The organism is Pseudomonas sp. zfem003 (genome assembly GCF_032621675.1).
GTDB classification, from domain to species: Bacteria; Pseudomonadota; Gammaproteobacteria; order Pseudomonadales; family Pseudomonadaceae; genus Metapseudomonas; species Metapseudomonas otitidis.
In genome coordinates, this window is record NZ_JAVYJG010000006.1 from 41,417 (window position 1) to 60,515 (window position 19,099).

General features: G+C 68.0%; 23 protein-coding genes. 15 read left to right on the forward strand and 8 right to left on the reverse strand.

The window, feature by feature from the left end:
* Positions 1–119 precede the first annotated feature (119 nt).
* Both RTK35_RS14220 and RTK35_RS14225 read right to left on the reverse strand, forming a co-directional pair.
* On the reverse strand, positions 120–755 hold the full coding sequence (locus RTK35_RS14220; RefSeq protein WP_044408763.1) for an L-threonylcarbamoyladenylate synthase: 636 nt from the start codon (positions 753–755) through the stop codon (positions 120–122).
* A 13-nt stretch (positions 756–768) separates the two neighbouring features.
* Positions 769–1,644 carry a PHP domain-containing protein gene (locus RTK35_RS14225; RefSeq protein ID WP_142016024.1) on the reverse strand — a complete coding sequence of 292 codons (876 nt, stop codon included), beginning with the start codon at positions 1,642–1,644 and terminating at the stop codon, positions 769–771.
* 66 nt (positions 1,645–1,710) lie between these two features.
* Here RTK35_RS14225 and RTK35_RS14230 point away from each other — a divergent pair, with 66 nt between their 5' ends.
* The 6 genes from RTK35_RS14230 to RTK35_RS14255 all read left to right on the forward strand — a co-directional run bounded on the left by RTK35_RS14230 (position 1,711) and on the right by RTK35_RS14255 (position 5,714).
* The gene (locus RTK35_RS14230; RefSeq protein WP_044408769.1) at positions 1,711–2,301 is read left to right on the forward strand and encodes a septation protein A; all 591 of its coding nucleotides are present in this window, start codon (positions 1,711–1,713) and stop codon (positions 2,299–2,301) included.
* An 8-nt stretch (positions 2,302–2,309) separates the two neighbouring features.
* Positions 2,310–2,609 carry a YciI family protein gene (locus RTK35_RS14235; RefSeq protein WP_044408772.1) on the forward strand — a complete coding sequence of 100 codons (300 nt, stop codon included), beginning with the start codon at positions 2,310–2,312 and terminating at the stop codon, positions 2,607–2,609.
* Positions 2,610–2,644: 35 nt separating this feature from the next.
* On the forward strand, positions 2,645–3,082 hold the full coding sequence (locus RTK35_RS14240) for a hypothetical protein (RefSeq protein WP_279814659.1): 438 nt from the start codon (positions 2,645–2,647) through the stop codon (positions 3,080–3,082).
* Positions 3,083–3,098: 16 nt separating this feature from the next.
* Positions 3,099–3,776: a response regulator transcription factor gene (locus RTK35_RS14245; RefSeq protein WP_107331700.1), complete on the forward strand. Its 678-nt coding sequence runs from the start codon at positions 3,099–3,101 to the stop codon at positions 3,774–3,776.
* Between the two features lie 122 nt (positions 3,777–3,898).
* Entirely contained in the window at positions 3,899–4,330 is a 432-nt protein-coding gene (locus tag RTK35_RS14250; RefSeq protein WP_316908282.1) for a Spy/CpxP family protein refolding chaperone, read from the forward strand.
* A 70-nt stretch (positions 4,331–4,400) separates the two neighbouring features.
* On the forward strand, positions 4,401–5,714 hold the full coding sequence (locus RTK35_RS14255; RefSeq protein WP_316908283.1) for a HAMP domain-containing sensor histidine kinase: 1,314 nt from the start codon (positions 4,401–4,403) through the stop codon (positions 5,712–5,714).
* A 30-nt stretch (positions 5,715–5,744) separates the two neighbouring features.
* On the opposite strand, the gene RTK35_RS14260 is transcribed toward RTK35_RS14255, so the two are convergent.
* A complete protein-coding gene (locus RTK35_RS14260) occupies positions 5,745–6,302 on the reverse strand; it encodes a nitroreductase family protein (protein ID WP_142016004.1) in 558 nt (185 codons plus the stop codon).
* A 168-nt stretch (positions 6,303–6,470) separates the two neighbouring features.
* Here RTK35_RS14260 and RTK35_RS14265 point away from each other — a divergent pair, with 168 nt between their 5' ends.
* Together RTK35_RS14265 and RTK35_RS14270 are read left to right on the forward strand one after the other, a co-directional pair.
* A complete protein-coding gene (locus RTK35_RS14265; protein WP_074970291.1) occupies positions 6,471–7,925 on the forward strand; it encodes a TrkH family potassium uptake protein in 1,455 nt (484 codons plus the stop codon).
* A gap of 94 nt (positions 7,926–8,019) precedes the next feature.
* A complete protein-coding gene (locus RTK35_RS14270; protein ID WP_107331696.1) occupies positions 8,020–9,474 on the forward strand; it encodes a TrkH family potassium uptake protein in 1,455 nt (484 codons plus the stop codon).
* Positions 9,475–9,537: 63 nt separating this feature from the next.
* Here the strand turns inward: RTK35_RS14270 and RTK35_RS14275 are convergent, their stop codons facing one another.
* The gene (locus tag RTK35_RS14275) at positions 9,538–10,542 is read right to left on the reverse strand and encodes an AraC family transcriptional regulator (protein ID WP_316908284.1); all 1,005 of its coding nucleotides are present in this window, start codon (positions 10,540–10,542) and stop codon (positions 9,538–9,540) included.
* Positions 10,543–10,923: 381 nt separating this feature from the next.
* Here RTK35_RS14275 and RTK35_RS14280 point away from each other — a divergent pair, with 381 nt between their 5' ends.
* From RTK35_RS14280 to RTK35_RS14295, 4 genes are all read left to right on the forward strand, one after another.
* The gene (locus RTK35_RS14280) at positions 10,924–11,133 is read left to right on the forward strand and encodes a cold-shock protein (RefSeq protein ID WP_044408796.1); all 210 of its coding nucleotides are present in this window, start codon (positions 10,924–10,926) and stop codon (positions 11,131–11,133) included.
* A gap of 74 nt (positions 11,134–11,207) precedes the next feature.
* The gene (locus tag RTK35_RS14285; protein WP_044408799.1) at positions 11,208–11,870 is read left to right on the forward strand and encodes a class I SAM-dependent methyltransferase; all 663 of its coding nucleotides are present in this window, start codon (positions 11,208–11,210) and stop codon (positions 11,868–11,870) included.
* A 115-nt stretch (positions 11,871–11,985) separates the two neighbouring features.
* Positions 11,986–12,303: an Mpo1-like protein gene (locus RTK35_RS14290; RefSeq protein ID WP_316908285.1), complete on the forward strand. Its 318-nt coding sequence runs from the start codon at positions 11,986–11,988 to the stop codon at positions 12,301–12,303.
* A 156-nt stretch (positions 12,304–12,459) separates the two neighbouring features.
* Complete coding sequence (locus tag RTK35_RS14295) at positions 12,460–13,848, forward strand: adenylate/guanylate cyclase domain-containing protein (RefSeq protein WP_044408805.1); 1,389 nt, start codon at positions 12,460–12,462, stop codon at positions 13,846–13,848.
* Positions 13,849–14,128: 280 nt separating this feature from the next.
* Here the strand turns inward: RTK35_RS14295 and RTK35_RS14300 are convergent, their stop codons facing one another.
* Together RTK35_RS14300 and RTK35_RS14305 are read right to left on the reverse strand one after the other, a co-directional pair.
* Positions 14,129–15,175, reverse strand: coding sequence for a glycosyltransferase family 1 protein (locus RTK35_RS14300; RefSeq protein ID WP_316908286.1), 1,047 nt, complete (start codon positions 15,173–15,175; stop codon positions 14,129–14,131).
* Complete coding sequence (locus RTK35_RS14305; protein ID WP_044408811.1) at positions 15,172–16,002, reverse strand: UDP-2,3-diacylglucosamine diphosphatase; 831 nt, start codon at positions 16,000–16,002, stop codon at positions 15,172–15,174. The genes RTK35_RS14300 and RTK35_RS14305 overlap by 4 nt, the downstream gene beginning before the upstream one ends.
* Before the next feature lie 135 nt (positions 16,003–16,137).
* Between RTK35_RS14305 and RTK35_RS14310 the strand changes: the two genes are divergently transcribed.
* The 3 genes from RTK35_RS14310 (at position 16,138) to RTK35_RS14320 (ending at position 18,195) form a co-directional block, all read left to right on the forward strand.
* Complete coding sequence (locus RTK35_RS14310) at positions 16,138–16,890, forward strand: helix-turn-helix domain-containing protein (RefSeq protein ID WP_083422377.1); 753 nt, start codon at positions 16,138–16,140, stop codon at positions 16,888–16,890.
* Positions 16,891–16,972: 82 nt separating this feature from the next.
* Entirely contained in the window at positions 16,973–17,311 is a 339-nt protein-coding gene (locus RTK35_RS14315; RefSeq protein ID WP_074970279.1) for a tRNA-binding protein, read from the forward strand.
* Positions 17,308–18,195 (forward strand): DMT family transporter, encoded by an 888-nt coding sequence (locus tag RTK35_RS14320; RefSeq protein WP_279814666.1) that lies wholly within the window; start codon positions 17,308–17,310, stop codon positions 18,193–18,195. The genes RTK35_RS14315 and RTK35_RS14320 overlap by 4 nt, the downstream gene beginning before the upstream one ends.
* Here the strand turns inward: RTK35_RS14320 and RTK35_RS14325 are convergent.
* Both RTK35_RS14325 and RTK35_RS14330 read right to left on the reverse strand, forming a co-directional pair.
* A complete protein-coding gene (locus RTK35_RS14325; RefSeq protein ID WP_044408820.1) occupies positions 18,188–18,694 on the reverse strand; it encodes a hypothetical protein in 507 nt (168 codons plus the stop codon). The two genes, RTK35_RS14320 and RTK35_RS14325, sit on opposite strands and share 8 nt — an antisense overlap.
* A gap of 118 nt (positions 18,695–18,812) precedes the next feature.
* Positions 18,813–19,097 carry a SelT/SelW/SelH family protein gene (locus RTK35_RS14330; RefSeq protein WP_044408823.1) on the reverse strand — a complete coding sequence of 95 codons (285 nt, stop codon included), beginning with the start codon at positions 19,095–19,097 and terminating at the stop codon, positions 18,813–18,815.
* Positions 19,098–19,099: the final 2 nt, after the last annotated feature.

A 19,099-nucleotide genomic window follows, 5' to 3' on the forward strand; every position in this document is an offset into this window, starting at 1 on the left:
GGCATCCGGCGGGATATAGAGGTCGACGGGAAGCTCAGTGACCGCCTGGCCATACACCAGCGCGAACGGCAGCTCCTGCTGGGCGCCGGCCTGAGGGTCGACGCCCGTCGGCTCGCCGCTCACGCGCCGGCGTCCGCCAGGAACGGAGTGGGGTCGCCACAGCCGACGCGGAAGATGCTCGGCTCGCCTTCGGACAGGTCCACCACGGTGGACGCTTCGACGCCGCCGTAGCCGCCGTCGATGATCAGGTCCACGTGGTGCTCCAGCATCTGGCGCATCTCGTAGGGGTCGCTCATGGGCTGGGCCTCACCGGGGAGGATGAGCGACGCGCTCATCAGCGGCGCACCCAGTTCGGCCAGCAATGCCAGGGCGATGGGGTGGTCCGGCACCCTCAGGCCGATGGTGCGGCGTTTCGGGTGCATCAGCATCCTCGGCACCTCGCGGGTGGCGTTGAGGATGAAGGTGTAGGGGCCGGGTGTGTGGGCCTTGAGCAGGCGGAACGCCGCCGTGTCGACCTTGGCGAACAGCCCGAGCTCGGAGAGGTCGCGACAGACCAGGGTGAAGTTGTGCTTGTCGTCCAGTCGGCGCAGGCGACGGATGCGCTCCACCGCCGACTTCTCGCCGATGGCACAGCCGATGGCGTAGGAGGAGTCGGTCGGGTAGACGATCACGCCGCCGCCCCGGACGATCTCCACCGCCTGCTTGATCAGGCGGACCTGCGGATTTTCCGGGTGGACCTGGAAGAACTGGCTCACGTTGGCTCCCTGTTCAATGTGCCGTGCTGAGGCTGCCGAGGCTGGGTGCATGGTCAAAACGTGCCGCGAGGGGCGGCAGGTCCTCTGGAATCGGTCGGTACATGCCCAGCTCCGACCAGTCGCCTGGAGCGTGGAAGTCGCTGCCGGCGGAAACCAGCAGCCCGAACTCGCGGGCCAGGATGGTCAGCGTCCCCACCTGATCCGCCGGTTGCATGCCGTTGACCACTTCGATGGCGTGGCCGCCAGCACCGATGAAATCCGCAACCAGCTTGCGTCGCTTGGTTCTAGTGAAGTCGTAGTGGTAGGGATGCGCCAGGCTGATCCACGCCCCGGCAGCCCGCAGGGTCGAGACCGCGTCCGCCAGGCTCGGCCAGTGCTGCTTCACATCGCCGAGTTTGCCGGCCCCCAGCCACTTGCGAAACGCTTCGGCACGGTCGCGGACATGTCCGGCGCGCACCAGGAACTCGGCGAAGTGCGGGCGGGCCGGCGCATTGCCGCTGTCGCCCAGCTCGCGCTGGATGGCCCGAGCCCCCTCCAGGGCGCCCGGCATGCCCTTGGCTGCCAGCCGCCGGTCGATCTCCTCGGCGCGGGCCCAGCGCCCGTGGTGCAGGTCCGCGATGGCGGCGGCAAGCGCTGGCGCATCGTCGCGGAAGCCGTAGCCAAGCACATGGATGGTCGCCCCACCCCAGGTGCAGGACAGCTCCACGCCGTTGATCAGCTGCATGCCCAGACGAGCGGCGGCCGCGCGAGCCTCCGGCAGCCCTTCGAGGGTGTCGTGATCGGTCAGCGCCAGCACCCGGACGCCCCGTTCGTGGGCGCGCGCCACCAGCGCGGCGGGCGCCAGGGCGCCGTCGGAGGCTGTGCTGTGGCAGTGCAGATCGATGTGCATGAGGCGCGCTTTCGCTGGAGAAATGGTTTGTTATTATGCCGCCACATCCCGCTTCTGGCTGCCGCCGTGAAACAATTCATCGACTTCATCCCCCTCGTTCTCTTCTTCATCGTCTACAAGCTCGAACCCCGCGCCATCGAACTCGCCGGCCACAGCGTCATGCTGGGCGGCATCTTCAGCGCCACCGCCGTGCTCATCGCCACTTCCGTGGTGGTCTACGGCGCACTGTTCATCAGCCAGCGCCGCCTGGAGAAAGGCCAGTGGCTGACCCTGGTGGCCTGCCTGGTGTTCGGCGGCCTGACCCTGGCCTTCCACAGCGAAACCTTCCTCAAGTGGAAGGCACCGGTGGTCAACTGGCTGTTCGCCCTGGGCTTCGCTGCCAGCCACTTCATCGGCGACCGCCCGCTGATCCAGCGGATCATGGGCCATGCCGTGAGCCTGCCGCAGCCGATCTGGGTGCGCCTGAACCTGGCCTGGATCGTGTTCTTCCTGGTCTGTGGCTTCGCCAACCTGTTCGTGGCCTTCACCTTCCAGTCCATCTGGGTGGACTTCAAGGTCTTCGGCAGCCTGGGCATGACGCTATTGTTCCTGGTGGGCCAGGGCATCTTCCTGGCTCGCCACATGCATGATTCCGAACCGGACAAACCGCAAGAATAAGGACTCCCATGCTCTACGCGATCATTTCCACCGACGTTGCCGACTCCCTGGAGAAGCGCATGGCTTCCCGCCCCGCCCACCTCGCCCGCCTGGAGCAGCTCAAGGCGGAAGGCCGCCTGGTGCTGGCCGGCCCCCACCCGGCGGTGGACAGCAACGACCCGGGCAGCGCCGGCTTCACCGGCAGCCTGGTGGTCGCCGAGTTCGAATCCCTGAGCGCCGCCCAGACCTGGGCCGAGGCCGATCCCTTCCGCCTCGCCGGCGTCTACGGCCAGGTGGTGGTCAAGCCGTTCAAGCAGGTATTCCCCTGATCGCGGCGCTGCCGCTAGCCCCAAGGAATCCGCTCATGCGCCAGGTTCCGCTGCCCCTGCTGTTCGCCTTCGCCCTGTCCGCCGCCCTGGCCCATGCCGAAGAGCCTGTGCCCTCCACTCCACCGCTTGCTCCGGCAGTGGAGCCGGCGCCCTCGGTGAACCCGCTGGCGGCGGAGCTTGCCCAACTGACCCAGCGTCTGGCCGAGAGCGAGCGGCAACGGGAGGCCCTGGCCGCCCAGTTGGCCGACCGTGGCAACGCCAGCGAGCAGGATGGCGCGCAACTGACTCGCCTGCGCCAGGAAAACCAGCGCCTCAAGCTGCAGCTGCGTGAAGCCCAGGCCAACCGCAATCCGCCCCTCGTCAGCGAGGAACAGATGTGGTTCGCGGTGGGCGGCGGTGCCTGCCTGTTCTCCTTGCTCGCCGGCGCCCTGCTGCGTGGCGGCCGCCGCCAGCCGCGCCAATGGATCAACTGAAGACGACCCCCGCGACATGAGCGAACTGCTGCTTATCGATGATGACCAGGAGCTCTGCGAGCTGCTGATCAGCTGGCTCTCCCAGGAAGGCTTCAGCGCCCGGGCGTGCCACGACGGCATCTCCGCCCGCGCCGCGCTGGCAGGCCACACCCCCGCCGCCGTAGTGCTGGACGTGATGCTGCCCGACGGCAGCGGGCTGGAGCTGCTCAAGCAACTGCGCAGCGACCACCCCGAGCTGCCCGTGGTGATGCTGTCGGCCCGGGGCGAACCCCTGGACCGCATCCTCGGCCTGGAGCTGGGCGCCGACGACTACCTGGCCAAGCCCTGCGACCCCCGCGAGCTGACCGCCCGCCTGCGCGCCGTGCTGCGGCGCAGCCAGGGGCCCTCGCAGTCCAGCCAGCTGGAGCTGGGTGACCTGTGCTACAGCCCGATTCGCGGTGTGGTCAGCGTGGGCGGGCACGAGGTCAGCCTCACCCTCTCCGAAGGCCGTCTGCTGGAAGCTCTGCTGCGTCAGCCTGGCGAACCGCTGGACAAGCAGGAGCTGGCGCAATTGGCCCTGGGCCGCAAGCTGACCCTGTACGACCGCAGCCTGGACATGCACGTCAGCAACCTGCGCAAGAAGCTCGGCCCCCACGCCGACGGCCGCCCGCGCATCGTCGCCCTGCGCAGCCGGGGCTACTACTACGCCGTCTGACCTGCGCCCGCCTGCACGATCCTTTACCGAAGCTTTACCCAGGGCTGACCGCCCTTGACCTTGCGCTCCCTAGACTGGGCTCATCCGGCAACCGGCCGGTTCAAGAGACAAGGAGACAGACCATGCGCAAGACTATCGCCGCCCTGCTGTTCGCAGCCGCCCTGCCCACCGTCGCCATGGCCATGCCCGAAGGCGGCCCGCGTGGCGAGCCGGGCTTCGGCGGCCCTGGTGGCCACGGTGGCCCGCACCTGTTCAAGGAACTGGACCTGACCCGCGAGCAGCGCCAGAAGGTCGGCAAGCTGATGGGCGAAAGCATGAAGGCCCGCCAGGACATCACCCGCAAGTACCTGGACAAGCTGCCCGAGGCCGAACGCAAGGCCATGGAGGCCGAGATCAAGGCCAGCGAAGACAAGAACCGCACCGACATCCGCGCCCTGCTGACCCCGGAGCAGCAGAAGGATTTCGACGCCGAAGTGAAGAAGATGGACGAACGCCGCGCCGAGCGCGCCGAATTCGAGGCCTGGAAAGCCCAGCGCGCCCAGAAGGCCCAGTAACCGATCTGAAAAAGTCATCGAACCCACCCGGCTTCCACCGGGTGGGTTTCGTCGTTGAAAGGAGTACCCCGTGCGTTCACTGTTCTGGCGCATCCTCGGCGCCTTCTGGCTGGCCCTGGCCCTGGTCGCCGGCCTTTCCCTGCTGCTCGGCCGTGCGCTGAACCAGGACGCCTGGATCCTCAGCCGCCACCCGGCCCTGCAGGGCCTGGCGGAAAGCCTGGTGCAGCGCTACGAGGTCAACGGCCGTGGCGAGGCCCAGCGCTTCCTCGAACAGTTCAAGCGCCGCGCCCGCATCGACGTGCAGATCCTCAACGACAACGGCCAGCCCGTGGTGCGCGGCACCTTCCCGCCCCGCGCCGCCGCGTTCGAAGCACGCCAGCACGACGGCCACCTGCCGTGGCGACGCATCACCGAGGAATACACCAGCCCCCGCAGTGGCGAGAACTTCCTGCTGATCTACCGCATCCCCTTCCCGGAACTGGAGGCCTGGCACCGTGGCAGCCTGCTCTGGCCCCTCAGCGCCCTGGGCATCGCCCTGGTGGTGCTGACGCTGTTCAGCCTGATGCTGACCCTCTCCATTACCCGCCCCCTTGGCCGCCTGCGCAGCGCCGTGCACGACCTGGGGCAGACCGCCTACCAGCAGGACAGCCTGGCCCGGCTGGCACGGCGGCGGGACGAACTGGGCGTGCTGGCCGGTGACTTCAACCGCATGGGCCAGCGCCTCCAGGGGCTCATCGGCAGCCAGCGGCAGCTGCTGCGCGATGTTTCCCACGAACTGCGCTCGCCCCTGGCCCGCCTGCGGGTGGCCCTGGCCCTGGCCGAGCGGGCGCCGTCGGCGGAGCGTGAAGGGCTCTGGCCACGGCTGGCCCAGGAATGCGACCGGCTGGAGGCGCTGATCAGCGAGATCCTCGCCCTTGCCCGCCTCGACGCCGAGCCGGGCGCACGCCACCCCATCGTCCTGCGGCCGATACTGGAAAAGCTCAGGGAAGACGCCCGGCTGCTGGCGCCCGAGCAGGAGGTGCGCATCCGCTGCGAAGGCGAACCGCACCTGCAGGGCTGGCCGGACATGCTGGAACGTGCGCTGGACAACCTGCTGCGCAACGCGCTGCGCTTCAGCCCGGCCGGGCAACCGGTGGACATCGAGGTGAAGGCATTACCACAGCACGTGACGATCAGCGTGCGCGACCAAGGCCCCGGGGTCGCCGCCGATCACCTGGCCCAACTGGGCGAGCCCTTCTTCCGTGCGCCGAACCAGAGTGGCGCCGGGCATGGCCTGGGCCTGGCCATCGCCCGTCGCGCCGTGGAGCGCCACGGCGGCAGCCTGACCCTGGCCAATCACCCACAGGGCGGCTTCATCGCCACCCTGTCGCTGCCGACCGCCTGATCGGCTGCCACGTTTTCAACGGGCGGCTGATCAGCCCCAGGTGCTGACGAAGTCCGCCGGCGCCAGGTCCGGCGCTGCGCGGCGCTCGCCCTCGACACTGCCGAGGTAGAGGAAGCCGACCACCTGTTCGTTGTCCGCCAGGCCCAGCCCCTGGGCCACGGTGCGGTCGTAGGCCATGTCGCCGGTACGCCAGATGGCGCCCAGGCCCTGCGCATGGGCCGCCAGCAGGATGCCGTGGGCCGCACAGCCGGCCGACAGCAACTGCTCCGACTCGGGCACCTTGTGGCCGGCCTGCAGGCGCGCCACCACCACCACCAGCAAGGGCGCACGCAGCGGCATGCCCCGGGCCTTGGTCAGCGCCGCCTCGGGGGCCGCCGGGTCCTTGGCCAGCAAGGCAGAGGCGAACAGCTCGCCGAGCTTCTCGCGGGCGCCGCCCTCGATGGTGAGGAAGCGCCAGGGGCGCAGGTAGCCATGGTCCGGCGAACGCAGGGCGGCGCGGAACAGGTAGTCACGCTGGGCCGCATCCGGTGCGGGCTCCTGCAGCCGGGCCAGGGATACACGGTTGAGCAGAGCGTCGAGAGCCTCCATCGGCCACCTCCTGATTTCGGGAAGCCGGCATTCTAGCCGATAACCCCGGCCACCCAAGGGCAGCGCGTGAACGCCGCGGTGCCCTGTGAAAGCCGCTGGTGCGGAGCGTTTCACAGCGGTGAAACAGCCCAGTAGAATGCCGCGCTCCCGTTCTCGCCCGGATCCCCCATGGCCCTGTCCACGCTGCGCACCATCGGCTTCATCATCGGCCTTTTCCTCATCACGCTGGCCGTGAGCATGGTGGTGCCGATGCTGGCCGTGCTGGCGTTCGACCGGACCGATGACATCGGCGCATTCAGCTGGTCTAGCCTGATCACCTTCATCGTCGGCCTGGCCCTGGTGGCACCGGGGCGCCCGGAACACCTGCACATGCGCCCACGGGACATGTACATGCTCACCACCGCCAGCTGGGTGGTGGTGTGCATCTTCGCCGCGCTGCCGATGGTGCTGATCCAGCACATCAGCTACACCGACGCCTTCTTCGAGACCATGTCGGGCATCACCACCACCGGCTCCACCGTCATCACCGGGCTCGACCATGCCTCGCCGGGCCTGCTGCTGTGGCGTTCGATGCTGCACTGGCTGGGCGGTATCGGCTTCATCGGCATGGCGGTGGCGATCCTGCCGCTGCTGCGCATCGGCGGCATGCGCCTGTTCCAGACGGAGTCCTCGGACTGGGGCGAGAAGGTCATGCCGCGTTCGCACATGGTGGCCAAGTACATCCTGGTGGTGTACGTCGCCCTCACCCTGCTCGGCACCCTGGCCTTCTGGCTCGCCGGCATGACCCCCTTCGAGGCGGTCAACCACGCCATGTCGCTGATCTCCACCGGCGGCTTCTCCACCTCGGACAACTCCATCGCCAACTGGAAGCAGCCGGCCGTGCACTGGGTCGCGGTGGTGGTGATGATGGCCGGCAGCCTGCCCTTCACCCTCTACGTCGCCACTCTGCGGGGCCACCGCAAGGCGCTGGTGAAGGACCACCAGGTGCGCGGCTTCGTCGGCTTCCTGGTAGCGACCTGGCTGTTCTTCGGCACCTGGCTGTGGCTGAACTCGGACTACAGCTGGCCGGACGCCTTCCGCATCGTCGCGGTCAACGTCACCTCGGTGGTCACCACCACCGGCGTCGCCCTGGGCGACTACACGCTGTGGGGCAGCTTCTCGGTGATGCTGTTCTTCTACCTGACCTTCGTCGGCGGCTGCTCCGGCTCCACCGCCGGCGGGCTGAAGATCTTCCGCTTCCAGGTGGCGCTGGTGATGCTGCGCACCAACCTCAAGCAACTGGTGCACCCCCGCGCGGTGATCCGGCAGAAGTACAACGGGCACAACATCGACGAGGAAATCGTCCGCTCGCTGATCACCTTCTCCTTCTTCTTCACCGTCACCATCGGCGTGATCGCCCTCGGCCTGTGCCTGATCGGCGTCGACTGGACCACCGCCCTCACCGGCGCCGCCACTGCCGTGTGCAACGTGGGGCCGGGCCTGGGGCCGATCATCGGCCCGGTGGGCAACTTCTCCACCCTGCCGGACGCGGCCAAGTGGCTGCTGACCATCGGCATGCTGCTGGGCCGCCTGGAGATCCTCACCGTGCTGGTGCTGTTCACCCGGGGTTTCTGGAAACACTGAGCACGGATCGACTACACCTGAATCAGGCGCCCGTGGACAGGCAGCGGCACGTCGCTAGAATGGCGCCCTCATTCACCCGGACCGAGCACGCCCCATGGCTTTGCCGACCCTGCGCCTGATCGGCTTCATCATCGGCATCTTCCTGATCACCCTGGCGATCAGCATGGTCATCCCGGTCATGACCGTGATCGCCTATGACCGCCCGCAGGACATCCACGCCTTCGTCTGGTCGAGCCTGGCCACCTTCATCACCGGCCTCGGCCTGGTGATTCCCGGGCGCCCGGAGCAGGCGCACCTGCGTCCCCGGGACATGTACCTGCTGACGGTTTCCAGCTGGGTGGTGGTGGGCATCTTCGCCGCCCTGCCCTTCCTGCTCACCCAGCACATCAGCTACACCGATGCCTTCTTCGAGAGCATGTCCGGCATCACCGCCACCGGCGCCACGGTGCTCAGCGGGCTGGACAGCATGTCCCAGGGCATCCTCATCTGGCGTTCGCTGCTGCACTGGCTCGGCGGCATCGGCTTCATCGGCATGGCGGTGGCGATCCTGCCGCTGCTGCGCATCGGCGGCATGCGCCTGTTCCAGACCGAATCCTCCGACCGCTCGGAGAAAGTCATGCCGCGCTCGCACATGGTGGCCAAGTACATCGTCGCGGTGTACGTCGGCTTCACCCTGCTGGGCACCCTGGCGTTCTGGCTGGCCGGGATGAGCGCCTTCGATGCGGTCAACCACGCCATGTCGGCCATTTCCACCGGCGGTTTCTCCACCTCCGACCAGTCCCTGGCCAAGTGGCAGCAGCCGGCGGTGCACTGGGTGGCGGTGGTGGTGATGATCCTCGGCAGCCTGCCCTTCGCCCTCTACGTCGCCACCCTGCGGGGCAACCGCAAGGCGCTGTTCCGCGATGCCCAGGTGCGCGGTTTCATCGGCTTGCTGCTGGTGATCTGGCTGGTGCTGGGCACCTGGTACTGGGCCACCACCGACCTGCACTGGCTGGACGCCCTGCGCCACGTGGCGGTGAACACCACCTCGATCCTCACCACCACCGGCTTCGCCCTCGGCGACTACAGCCTGTGGGGCAACTTCTCGCTGATGCTGTTCTTCTACCTGGGCTTCATCGGCGGCTGCTCCGGCTCCACCGCCGGCGGGGTGAAGATCTTCCGCTTCCAGGTGGCCTACATCCTGCTCAAGGCCAACCTGTACCAGCTCATCCACCCCCGCGCGGTGATCAAGCAGAAGTACAACGGCCACCGCCTGGACGAGGAGATCGTGCGCTCGATCCTCACCTTCTCGTTCTTCTTCACCATCACCATCTGCGTGATCGCCCTGGGCCTGTCGCTGCAGGGGCTGGACTGGATCACCGCCCTCACCGGCGCGGCCAGCACCGTCTCCGGTGTCGGCCCGGGCCTGGGCGAGGTGATCGGCCCGGCGGGCAACTTCTCCACCCTGCCCGACGGCTCCAAGTGGCTGCTGTCGCTGGGCATGCTGCTGGGGCGGCTGGAGATCATCACCGTGCTGGTGATCTGCACGCCGTACTTCTGGAGGCATTGAGGCGGTGCGAGGGAGCTGTGGGCGACTGAAGGCTCCCCTACGCGCTCCCGCAGCCCTTGAGCGTCATGGCAGGCGGGCGCGGTACTCGCCTGGCGTGGCGTCGAACCAGCGGCGGAAGGCGCGGAAGAAATTGCTCGGATCGGCAAAACCCAGCAGGTAGGCGATCTCCAGCAGGGTCAGGTTCGGCTGCGCCAGATATTGCTCGGCCAGCTCGCGGCGGGTGTCGTCGAGCAGTTGCTGGAAGCTGGTGCCCTCCTCCTGCAAGCGCCGCTGCAGGGTGCGCTGGGACAGGTGCAAAGCGCTGGCCACCACCTCGCGCTTGGGTTCGCCCTGGGGCAGCAGGCGGCAGAGCACCTGGCGGGCCAGGTGGGTGACCCGGCTGCCGGTGAAGCGCGCCAGGTACTCCCCGGCAAAGCGGTCATGCAGCTGCGCGAGTGATTCGTTGGCGGTGGGCAGCGGCGTGTCCATGTCGGCCCGGCTGAAGCGCAGCGCATAGTGCTCGGCGCCGAAGCGCAGGGGCGCCTGGAACACCTGCCGATAGGGCTCCACGTCCGCCGGGGCCGGCCCCTGGAAGCGGATCTCGAGCGGGTTGATGGCGCGCCCGGTCATCCAGCGGCAGAAGGCCAGGCAGTAGGCCATCGACGCTTCCGCACTCTGCCGCGCCGGGGGCAGCCGATCACCGTGGATCGCCAGGCGCAATTCGTAGCCCTCCGGGGTCGGCCGGAAACTCAGGTCCGCCCCCTCGGCGATTATCCGCTGGTAACGCACCAGGCGGGCGAAGCCTTCGTTCAGCGTGCGGCTGGACATCAGCGCGTAACCCACCACATGGAAAGAGGCCGGCCGTACCACCTTGGCCATGTTCAACCCGATGGCCGGGTTGCCCGACAGCTCCACCGCCCTCAGCCACAGGCGCGTCATGCCGTCCTGGGGGAAGCGCGCGTCCGGGTCGGAGAGCGCGTCGTAGTCGAGCCCCAGCTCGGGGAACAGGCGGCGGCAATCGACCCCGCCCATTTCCAGGGCTTGCACGATCCCCAGGGCCCAGCTGGAGGAAGTGGTACGTTCGCTCATGGCGCCTTCTTGTTCGGGTGGGAGAAAGGCCCGACAGGGCCCGGCGGGGAAGGATACTCACCCCGGCCCGGGTTTGTCAGGTTCGGCACGCCCGGCTTTCCGGGCTACCAATCGACAAAAAGCAGGATGCCCTGAAAGCCTTGCCAGACGGGGCCTCCAGGCATTCCAGCGACACCCTGGCGAGTGATTCCACAAAATAAACCTGGGTTATTTCCACAATGGGTGTATGGTGTCGCCACTGGATGCAACGTGTCATTGCGATTTCTGACCTGATGTAACGATTCCCATCTTTCCATCTCCTCGGCTTACTTCGCTTTCGTTCTCAGTCTCGGCCCGGACAATCCGGCGTCGATGCCCCTTTTATTTCCCTGGAGATACATCATGTCCAATCGTCAACTCGGCACCGTCAAATGGTTCAACGATGAAAAAGGCTTCGGCTTCATCACCCCCCAGGAAGGTCCGGACGTCTTCGTTCACTACCGTTCGATCGAAAGCACCGGCTTCAAGTCCCTCGCTGAAGGTCAGAAGGTGAGCTTCCTGGTCGCCAAAGGCCCGAAAGGCCTGCAGGCCGAGCAGGTCCAGGTGGTCTAAGACCCCCTCTCGAAGAAAGCCCCGGTTTTCCGGGGCTTTTTTTTGCCTCCCCATTTTCCAGCGAGCACACCGACATGCCGGGCTATCTGATCAAGACCACCACCTTCCGGGTGGGCGGCCGCGACTTCCACATGCAGTCGCTGCTGGACGCCGAACAGTTTCATGACCCCGCAGGCGAAGCCGCCAGCCTCGGCATCACCGAGAGCACCTGGGCACTGTTCGGGCAGGTGTGGCCGGCGGGCGAAGTCCTTGCGCAGATGGTTGCGCGACGCGACCTCACCGGGCTGCGGGTACTGGAAGTGGGCGCCGGCCTGGGTCTGGCCAGCCTGGTGGGCCACCAGCGGGGCGGCGACATGACCGCCAGCGACATCCACCCGCTGATCCCCACCTTCCTCGCCGAGAACCTGCGCCTCAACGACCTGCCCCCCATGCGCTACGAAACCTGCGACTGGGCCGGCGCCGACAGCTTCGGCCAGTTCGACCTGATCATCGGCAGCGACCTGCTGTACGACGACGACAACCAGGAAGACCTGGCCGACTTCATCGACCGCCATTCGGCACGCTCGGTCGAAGTGCTGCTGGTGGACCCCAACCGGCAGGACACCCAGCCCTTCCATGACGAGATGGCCGAGCTCGGCTACGACATGGTCATCTCCCAGGCGGACTGCCTGCTGGCCAATGGCGAACGGTTCAGGGGCTCCTACCTGCACTACAGCCGGGACGCCGCCCGCGCCTGATCCGGCGAGGCGCGGCCAGGTGGGCGCAACGGGATACTAAACTGGCACTCATTGTCACTGGCCGGGGGAGCCGCCCCACCTACACTCCCCGGCACACAACAAGAAGGAGCCCGCCATGAGCAGCCTGCCCGCCGAGCGTTTCAACAGCTTCGCCGAGTTCTACCCCTACTACCTGCGAGAGCACAGCAACGACGTCTGCCGCCGCCTGCACTACGTCGGCAGCCTGCTGGTACTGGCCATCCTCGGTTACGCCCTGGCCACCCAGCAGTGGCTTTGGCTGCTGGCCATGCCACTGGCCGGCTACGGCTTCGCCTGGGTCGGCCACTTCGTCTTCGAAAAGAACCGCCCGGCCACCTTCAAGTACCCGCTGTACAGCCTGATGGGCGACTGGGTGATGCTCAAGGACGCCTTCACCGGCCGCATCCGCTTCTAGGCTGCCGACCACCCCGATCCCCCCGCCGTTCGGCGGCCCCGCTTGGCCGCCATGCTGGCACTTGGTTATGATCCGCACCCGCCATGCTGGCTCAGGTCTTGCAGGCTGGCGGGCACTCCAGCGAGTGCCAGAAAACCATCAGGGATCGTCGCAACAATGAAGTCAGCCTCCACCGATCGGCCTAGCAGTCTTCCGACGTTGCCCCTGCGCGAGTACTACTCCCGGGTCCTGGCGTACATCGCCACCGCTGCCACCATCGCCGCCGGCAGCTACACCCAGCACTTCGGCTTCGACGTGCTGTGGATGGTCCCCTACGCCCTGCTCTACCCGCACCTGGCCCACCACCTGAGCCTGCGCTTCAAGCGCGAGCACCCGGAGAAGACGCACCTGGTGCTGCTGTTCCTCGACGCCCTGCACGCAGGCTCCGGCGCTGCCTTGCTGGGGTTCTCCACCGTGCCCAGCCTGATGTTCATGCTGACGCTCGCCTTCAGCGCGCTGATCGTCGGCGGCCTGCGCCACCTCGGCCTGGCGCTGCTGGTAGCCGCCAGCGGCACGGTGCTGACCACCGTGGTCGCCCACCCCGACCTGAAGACCGGCACCCCCACGCTGGTGGCCTTCGTCAGCATCTGCTTCACCACGCTCTACGTCTGCATCACCGCCTTCTTCGTGCACCAGCAGGGCCTGCGCCTGGCGCTGGCGCGCAGCGAGATCAAGCAGGAGCAGGAAAAGGCCGCGCGCCTGGCCCGCAACCTCGCCAAATACCTGTCACCGCAGGTCTGGGAAATGATCTTCAGCGGCAAGCGCCACGTGCGCCTGGAGACCCAGCGCAAGAAGCTCACCGTGTTCTTCTCCGACATCAAGGGCTTCACCGAGCTGTCCGAGGAGCTGGAAGCCGAGGCCCTGACCGACCTGCTCAACAACTACCTCAACGAAATGTCGAAGATCGCCCTCAAGTACGGCGGCACCATCGACAAGTTCGTCGGCGACTGCGTCATGGTGTTCTTCGGCGACCCCACCACCCAGGGCGCCAAGAAGGACGCCGTGGCCGCCGTGTCCATGGCCATCGCCATGCGCAAGCACATGAAGGTGCTGCGCCAGCAGTGGCGGGCCCAGGGCATCACCAAACCCCTGGAAATCCGCATGGGCCTGAACACCGGCTACTGCACCGTGGGCAACTTCGGCGCCGACACGCGCATGGACTACACCATCATCGGCCGCGACGTGAACCTCGCCAGCCGCCTGGAAAGCGCCTCCGAAGCCGGCGAGATCCTCATCTCCCACGAGACCTACTCGCTGGTGAAGGACGTGATCATGTGCCGCGACAAGGGCCAGATCAGCGTCAAGGGCTTCGCCCGCCCGGTGCAGATCTACCAGGTGGTCGACTTCCGCCGCGACCTGGGCGCCACCTCCAGCTACGTCGAGCACGAGCTGCCGGGTTTCTCCATGTACCTGGACACCAACGGCATCCAGAACTACGACAAGGAAAAGGTCATCCAGGCCCTCCAGGCCGCCGCCGAGAAGTTGCGCGACAAGGTCATCCTCTGACCGAAACAGTCACCCGAAGGCCGCCCCAGGGCGGCTTTTTTCATGACGCCGCCCGGCCAATTCGCTCGCGATCAACCATCGCGCGGGGATTCACGGTAGCAACCACTCCCACGCATCCAGCGGCCAAAGCACACAGGCCCGGTCCGTAGGATGCGGTGAGCTCAGCGAACCGCATCAATGCCCCGTACGTAGCGGCCGGGATTGTCCCAACCCACCTGGCAACACCCGGTGGGAGCGGATTCATTCGCGATCAACCCTCGCCAGCACAGCACACGCCCCGCTACGACGCGCCCTGAACCCCGGGCTGCGCCCCGGCCTCGCCGCACAGTTCCCCGTCCAGCAACGGCTGCCGGGCCAGGAACTCCAGCGCCGACGCCCGCCAGGACAGCCGCGCCGCTCGCTCGGCGCAGACGCCACGGTCCAGCTCCAGGGCGCGCAGGCACGCGCCTTCCAGGTCCTCGTCCATCACCCCGGTGACGCCCGCCTCCAGCACGTCCAGCGGTCCCGGCACGGGGAAGGCCGCCACCGGAGTGCCGCAGGCCAGCGCCTCCAGCATCACCAGCCCATAGGTGTCGGTACGCGAGGGGAACACCAGCACGCTGGCCGACGCATAGGCCTCGGCCAGCGCCTCGCCATGGCGGTAGCCGAGGAAGCGCGCCTGGGGATAGGCCGCCTCCAGCTCGGCACGCTGGGGGCCATCCCCCACCAGCCACTTCTCGCCGGGCAGGTCCAGGTCGAGGAAGGCCCGCAGGTTCTTCTCCGGGGCAATGCGCCCGACGTAGAGGAACACCGGGCGCAGCGGCCTGGGCATCTCCGGCCGGGGATGGAAACGTGCCGTGTCCACGCCCTTGCGCCACAGCGAAAGCCGCGTCAGCCCGTGGCCGCCCAGCTCCTCGCGCAAACGCTCGGTGGTCACCAGCACCGTCTGGCTCGGTCGGTGGAAGGCCCGCAGCACCGCGTAGCCCCAGGCCAGCGGCACCTGCCGCCAGCGGGTGTGGACGTACTCGGGAAAGCGCGTATGCACCGCGCTGGAAAAAGCCAGGCCGCGCTTCACCAGCCAGCGCCGTGCCGCCCACCCCAACGGCCCCTCGGTGGCGAGGTGCACGCAGTCCGGGCGGAAGTCACGGATCGCCGTCCCCACCCGCCACAGGTCCCACACCAGCGGAATCTCCGGGTAGGTGGGACAGGGCACGGCGCGGAAGTCCCGCGGCGACAGCAGCTTGACCAGGTGGCCGAGCCCGCGCAGTTCGGCCACCAATGCCTGCAGGCTGGTGACCACTCCATTGACCTGGGGTGCCCAGGCATCGCTGACGATGAGGATCCTCATGCAGCGGACTCGAGGGCCGGCGCCCGGGCCTCAGCCTGGCGCGCCTGGTCCTCGGCCAGGCGGTAGAGCTCGATGGTGCCGTCCCAGTGCTCGATCAGCGCCGTGCAGGACTCCACCCAGTCACCGCAGTTCATGTACTCCACCTCCCCCACCCGACGGATCTCGGCGTGGTGGATGTGGCCACACACCGCACCGTCCAGCCCGCGCTTGACGCACTCGTGGGCGATGGACTCCTCGAAGTCGCTGATGAAGTTCACCGCGCTCTTCACCTTGTGCTTGAGGAAGGCCGACAGCGACCAGTAGCCGTAGCCCCAGCGCTCGCGCCAGTGGTTGAGCCAGCGGTTGAGGGTCAGGGTGAACTCGTAGGCCGAGTCGCCGAGGAAGGCCAGCCACTTGTGGTAGCGGGTGATGACGTCGAACTGGTCACCGTGGATCACCAGCAGGCGGCGGCCGTCGGCGGTCTCGTGGATCGCCTCGTCCACCAGCTGGATGTTGCCGAGCATCAGGCTGGAGTAGCGGCGCAGGAACTCGTCGTGGTTGCCGGTGACATAGATCACCTCGGTGCCGCGCTTGCTCATGGTCAGCAGCCGGCGGATCACGTTGGTGTGCGCCTGGGGCCAATAGATGCCGCCACGCAGCTTCCAGCCATCGATGATGTCGCCCACCAGGTAGATGCGGTCGGCGTGATGGCGCTTGAGGAAGCGCGCCAGGTGCTCGGCCTGGCAGTCCCGCGTGCCCAGGTGCACGTCGGAGATCCACAGGGTTCTCACCCGCTGCTTGCGGGGACGCGCCGGGTCAACCGGCTCCAGGCGTTCGACACTGCTCATCGTGTGGCCTCCAGCGGCTTTTCCCGGATCTTGCGCGGGGGTGGTGAAGTGCAGGTGACCGGCAGGCTGCAAAACGATGACACTGCGGCCGCCAGCGCCAGCAGGTAGACTGGCCGCCTCGCCGAGGACCGCCCCATGAAGCCCATGCTGAGCCTGCGCCGCTACACCCACGACCTGCTCGCCCACAGCCACGACCACGCCCAGCTGGTGTTCGGCCTCAGCGGCAGCCTGGATTTCGAAGTGGGCAGCCTGGGCACCCGCGTCGAGCGCCAGCAGCTGGCGGTGGTTCCGCCTGGCGAGCACCACGCCTGCGGCAGCCCGCGCGGCAGCCTGTGCCTGGTGCTGGACGTGCCCGACGATGCCTGGCTGAAACACACCCTCGGTCATCACTACGACGCCGGCCGGCGCCTGCTGGAGCGCCCCGGCGCCCTGCGCCTGGACCCGAACCAGAGCCAGCTGGTGGGCTGGCTGGCGGCCAGCCCGATCAACGACGCGGTGATCGCCAACCAGGGCGTCGGCCTGCTGCTGGCCAGCCTGGTGGCACCCAACGGCGCATGCGAGGCCCCTGGCGAGTTGCCCCTCGCTGCCCTGGATGCTCACCTCGACAGCCACCTCGACCGCCCGCTGCAAGTCGCCGACCTGGCGCGCCTCTGCGGGCTCTCGGTGGCGCGCTTCCACCGCCGCTTCCTCGATGCCACCGGGCAGACGCCCATGGACTACCTGCGCACCCGTCGCCTGCTGCAGGGGCGCCGCCTGCTGCTGGAGAGCAACCTGCCGGTGGGCGAGATCGCCGCGCGGGTCGGCTACAGCTCCCAGAGCGCTTTCACCGCGGCCCTCTCCCGCGGCCTGGGCACCACGCCCCGCGCCCTGCGCCGCCAGCGCGAGTAGCGCGACAAAGCCCGCGAGCCCCGCGACAGACATCGGCGGCACGAGCCTCTAGACTGCCGCCATCGCTCCACTGGGGATCAGCATGACCACCACCATCGAATGGGAAGACTTCCTGAACGTCGACCTCCGCGTCGGCACCATCCGCTCCGCCCAACCCAATCCCAAGGCCATCAAGCCCGCCTACGTGCTGGAAGTGGACCTGGGCGAACTGGGCCTGAAGACCTCCAGCGCCCAGCTCACCGCCCACTATTCCGCCGAAGACCTGGTGGGCCGGCAGGTGCTGTGCGTCTGCAACTTCGCCCCCAAGCGCGTCGCCGGCGTCCGCTCCGAGGTGCTGGTCACCGGCGTCTATGACGCCGAGGGGAAGGTGGTGCTGGCCAGCTTCGACAAGCCCCTGCCCAACGGCGCACGCCTGGCATGACGCCGCGCAACGCCCTGCTCGCCATCCACTTGGGCGCGCTGCTGTTCGGCCTCTCCGGCATCTTCGGCAAGCTGGCGGAAACCTCGCCGACGGTGATCACCTTGGGTCGCGCGGCATTCGCCGTCATCGCCCTGGCGCTGTTCGCCCGCTTCGTCGGCGGTGACCGTGGCGCACGGCCGGGGCGGCGCCAGCTGCCCGCGCTGCTGCTGGGCGGCCTGCTGCTGGGCGGGCACTGGGTGCTGTTCTTCCAGGCGGTGAAGGTCGGCGGCGTGGCCATCGCCACCCTCGGCTTCGCCAGCTTCCCGGCCTTCACCCTGTTGCTGGAGGCGCTGCTGTTCCGCGAACGCATCCACCTGCGCGAAGTGCTGGTGGTGGCCCTGGTGAGCGTCGGCCTGGTGCTGGTGACGCCGGAGTTCGACCTGGCCAGCGATGCCACCCAGGGGCTGATCGCCGCCGTGCTCTCCGGCTTGCTGTTCGCCCTGCTGTCGCTGCTCAACCGCGCCACCACCCGGGGGCTGGACCCGGTGCACGCCGCGCTCTGGCAGAACCTCACCATCGTCGGGCTGCTGGTGTTGCCGGTGTGGCCGAGCCTCGCCGAGCCCCGCGCGCTGGACTGGCTGTGGATCGCCCTGCTCGGCGTACTCTGCACCGGCCTCGCCCACAGCCTGTTCGTGGCCAGCCTGAAGGTGCTCAAGGCACGGACCACGGCGGTGATCTTCGCCCTGGAGCCGGTCTACGGCATCGCCTTCGCCTGGTGGCTGTTCAGTGAGGAGCCGTCCCTGCGGATGCTGGTGGGCGGCGTGCTGATCATCGCCGCCATCGCCCTGCCCGCTCGGGCTGCACCGCCGGTGGACGGCGCAGCCGGGCAACGCCAGGTCAGTTGACGCTGTAGCCGCGCCCGGCCAGGCAAGCGCCCAGGGCCCGGCGGTAGCGCTCGGTGGCCTCGGCGCCCACCGGGCGCGTCGCGGTGGCGGGGTCGAAGCCACTCTGGCCGACGGCCCAGCCGTGGCACTCGTAGCGATCACGGCCCTGCTGGTCGACGCTCTGGCCGTTGGCCGGGTAGGCGATCACTTCGTAGCTGGCCACGCTGTTGCCCTGCACCGTGGGGGGCGGGGCGACCACCTCGTAGCGTTGTGCCGTGCTGTTCCACAGGTAGTAGGAACCGGCGGCAACGAAGTACAGCATGCTGCCGATCCACAGTTCGCGGGCTCCGTCCGGCAGCCCGTGGCCATGGCCGCCTCCCGGGCCTGGCCCCCAGTTGCCCCAGCCATGGCCGCCAGGCCCCGGCCCACCGGGACCGCCCGGGCCGGGCGGACCGGCCAGCACCTGGGTGGACAGACCCAGCGCCACGAGCGCCAGGACCAGGGTTCGTTTCACCGACATCGCTCACCTCATCGCAGGACAGCCGCATACGGCGGCCACGGGCGAATTATTCGCCGCGCCCGGTCGATACGCGGTCAGTGCTGTGTAAAGGGGCGGTAAACGTTCTGATACACGCTGCTCAGGGGCGGTCGTTGTGGCCCAGGTCACGGGCCGGGTCGATGCGGTCGCGGACCCGCTGCTTGAGCACCTTGGCCTCGGGGAAGCCGCCGTCGGCCTTGCGCTCCCAGATCTCCACGCCATCGCAGGTGATGCGGAACACGCCACCGGTGCCAGGCTCCAGCGCCACCCGGCCGAGGTCGTCGGAGAAGGTGCTGAGCAGCTCCTGGGCCAGCCAGGCGGCACGCAGCAGCCACTGGCACTGGGTGCAATAGGTGATGACGATCTCGGGCTTGGCAGCGCTCATTT

Coding starts and splice junctions, on each gene's coding strand:
- RTK35_RS14275 (WP_316908284.1), bottom strand. CDS start 10,542: ATGAGCGAACGTACCACTTCCTCCAGCTGGGCCCTGGGGATCGTGCAA.
- RTK35_RS14225 (WP_142016024.1), bottom strand. CDS start 1,644: ATGCACATCGATCTGCACTGCCACAGCACAGCCTCCGACGGCGCCCTG.
- RTK35_RS14240 (WP_279814659.1), top strand. CDS start 2,645: ATGCGCCAGGTTCCGCTGCCCCTGCTGTTCGCCTTCGCCCTGTCCGCC.
- RTK35_RS14305 (WP_044408811.1), bottom strand. CDS start 16,002: ATGAGCAGTGTCGAACGCCTGGAGCCGGTTGACCCGGCGCGTCCCCGC.
- RTK35_RS14295 (WP_044408805.1), top strand. CDS start 12,460: ATGAAGTCAGCCTCCACCGATCGGCCTAGCAGTCTTCCGACGTTGCCC.
- RTK35_RS14245 (WP_107331700.1), top strand. CDS start 3,099: ATGAGCGAACTGCTGCTTATCGATGATGACCAGGAGCTCTGCGAGCTG.
- RTK35_RS14320 (WP_279814666.1), top strand. CDS start 17,308: ATGACGCCGCGCAACGCCCTGCTCGCCATCCACTTGGGCGCGCTGCTG.
- RTK35_RS14290 (WP_316908285.1), top strand. CDS start 11,986: ATGAGCAGCCTGCCCGCCGAGCGTTTCAACAGCTTCGCCGAGTTCTAC.
- RTK35_RS14315 (WP_074970279.1), top strand. CDS start 16,973: ATGACCACCACCATCGAATGGGAAGACTTCCTGAACGTCGACCTCCGC.
- RTK35_RS14285 (WP_044408799.1), top strand. CDS start 11,208: ATGCCGGGCTATCTGATCAAGACCACCACCTTCCGGGTGGGCGGCCGC.
- RTK35_RS14330 (WP_044408823.1), bottom strand. CDS start 19,097: ATGAGCGCTGCCAAGCCCGAGATCGTCATCACCTATTGCACCCAGTGC.
- RTK35_RS14270 (WP_107331696.1), top strand. CDS start 8,020: ATGGCTTTGCCGACCCTGCGCCTGATCGGCTTCATCATCGGCATCTTC.
- RTK35_RS14310 (WP_083422377.1), top strand. CDS start 16,138: ATGAAGCCCATGCTGAGCCTGCGCCGCTACACCCACGACCTGCTCGCC.
- RTK35_RS14260 (WP_142016004.1), bottom strand. CDS start 6,302: ATGGAGGCTCTCGACGCTCTGCTCAACCGTGTATCCCTGGCCCGGCTG.
- RTK35_RS14300 (WP_316908286.1), bottom strand. CDS start 15,175: ATGAGGATCCTCATCGTCAGCGATGCCTGGGCACCCCAGGTCAATGGA.
- RTK35_RS14250 (WP_316908282.1), top strand. CDS start 3,899: ATGCGCAAGACTATCGCCGCCCTGCTGTTCGCAGCCGCCCTGCCCACC.
- RTK35_RS14235 (WP_044408772.1), top strand. CDS start 2,310: ATGCTCTACGCGATCATTTCCACCGACGTTGCCGACTCCCTGGAGAAG.
- RTK35_RS14280 (WP_044408796.1), top strand. CDS start 10,924: ATGTCCAATCGTCAACTCGGCACCGTCAAATGGTTCAACGATGAAAAA.
- RTK35_RS14325 (WP_044408820.1), bottom strand. CDS start 18,694: ATGTCGGTGAAACGAACCCTGGTCCTGGCGCTCGTGGCGCTGGGTCTG.
- RTK35_RS14265 (WP_074970291.1), top strand. CDS start 6,471: ATGGCCCTGTCCACGCTGCGCACCATCGGCTTCATCATCGGCCTTTTC.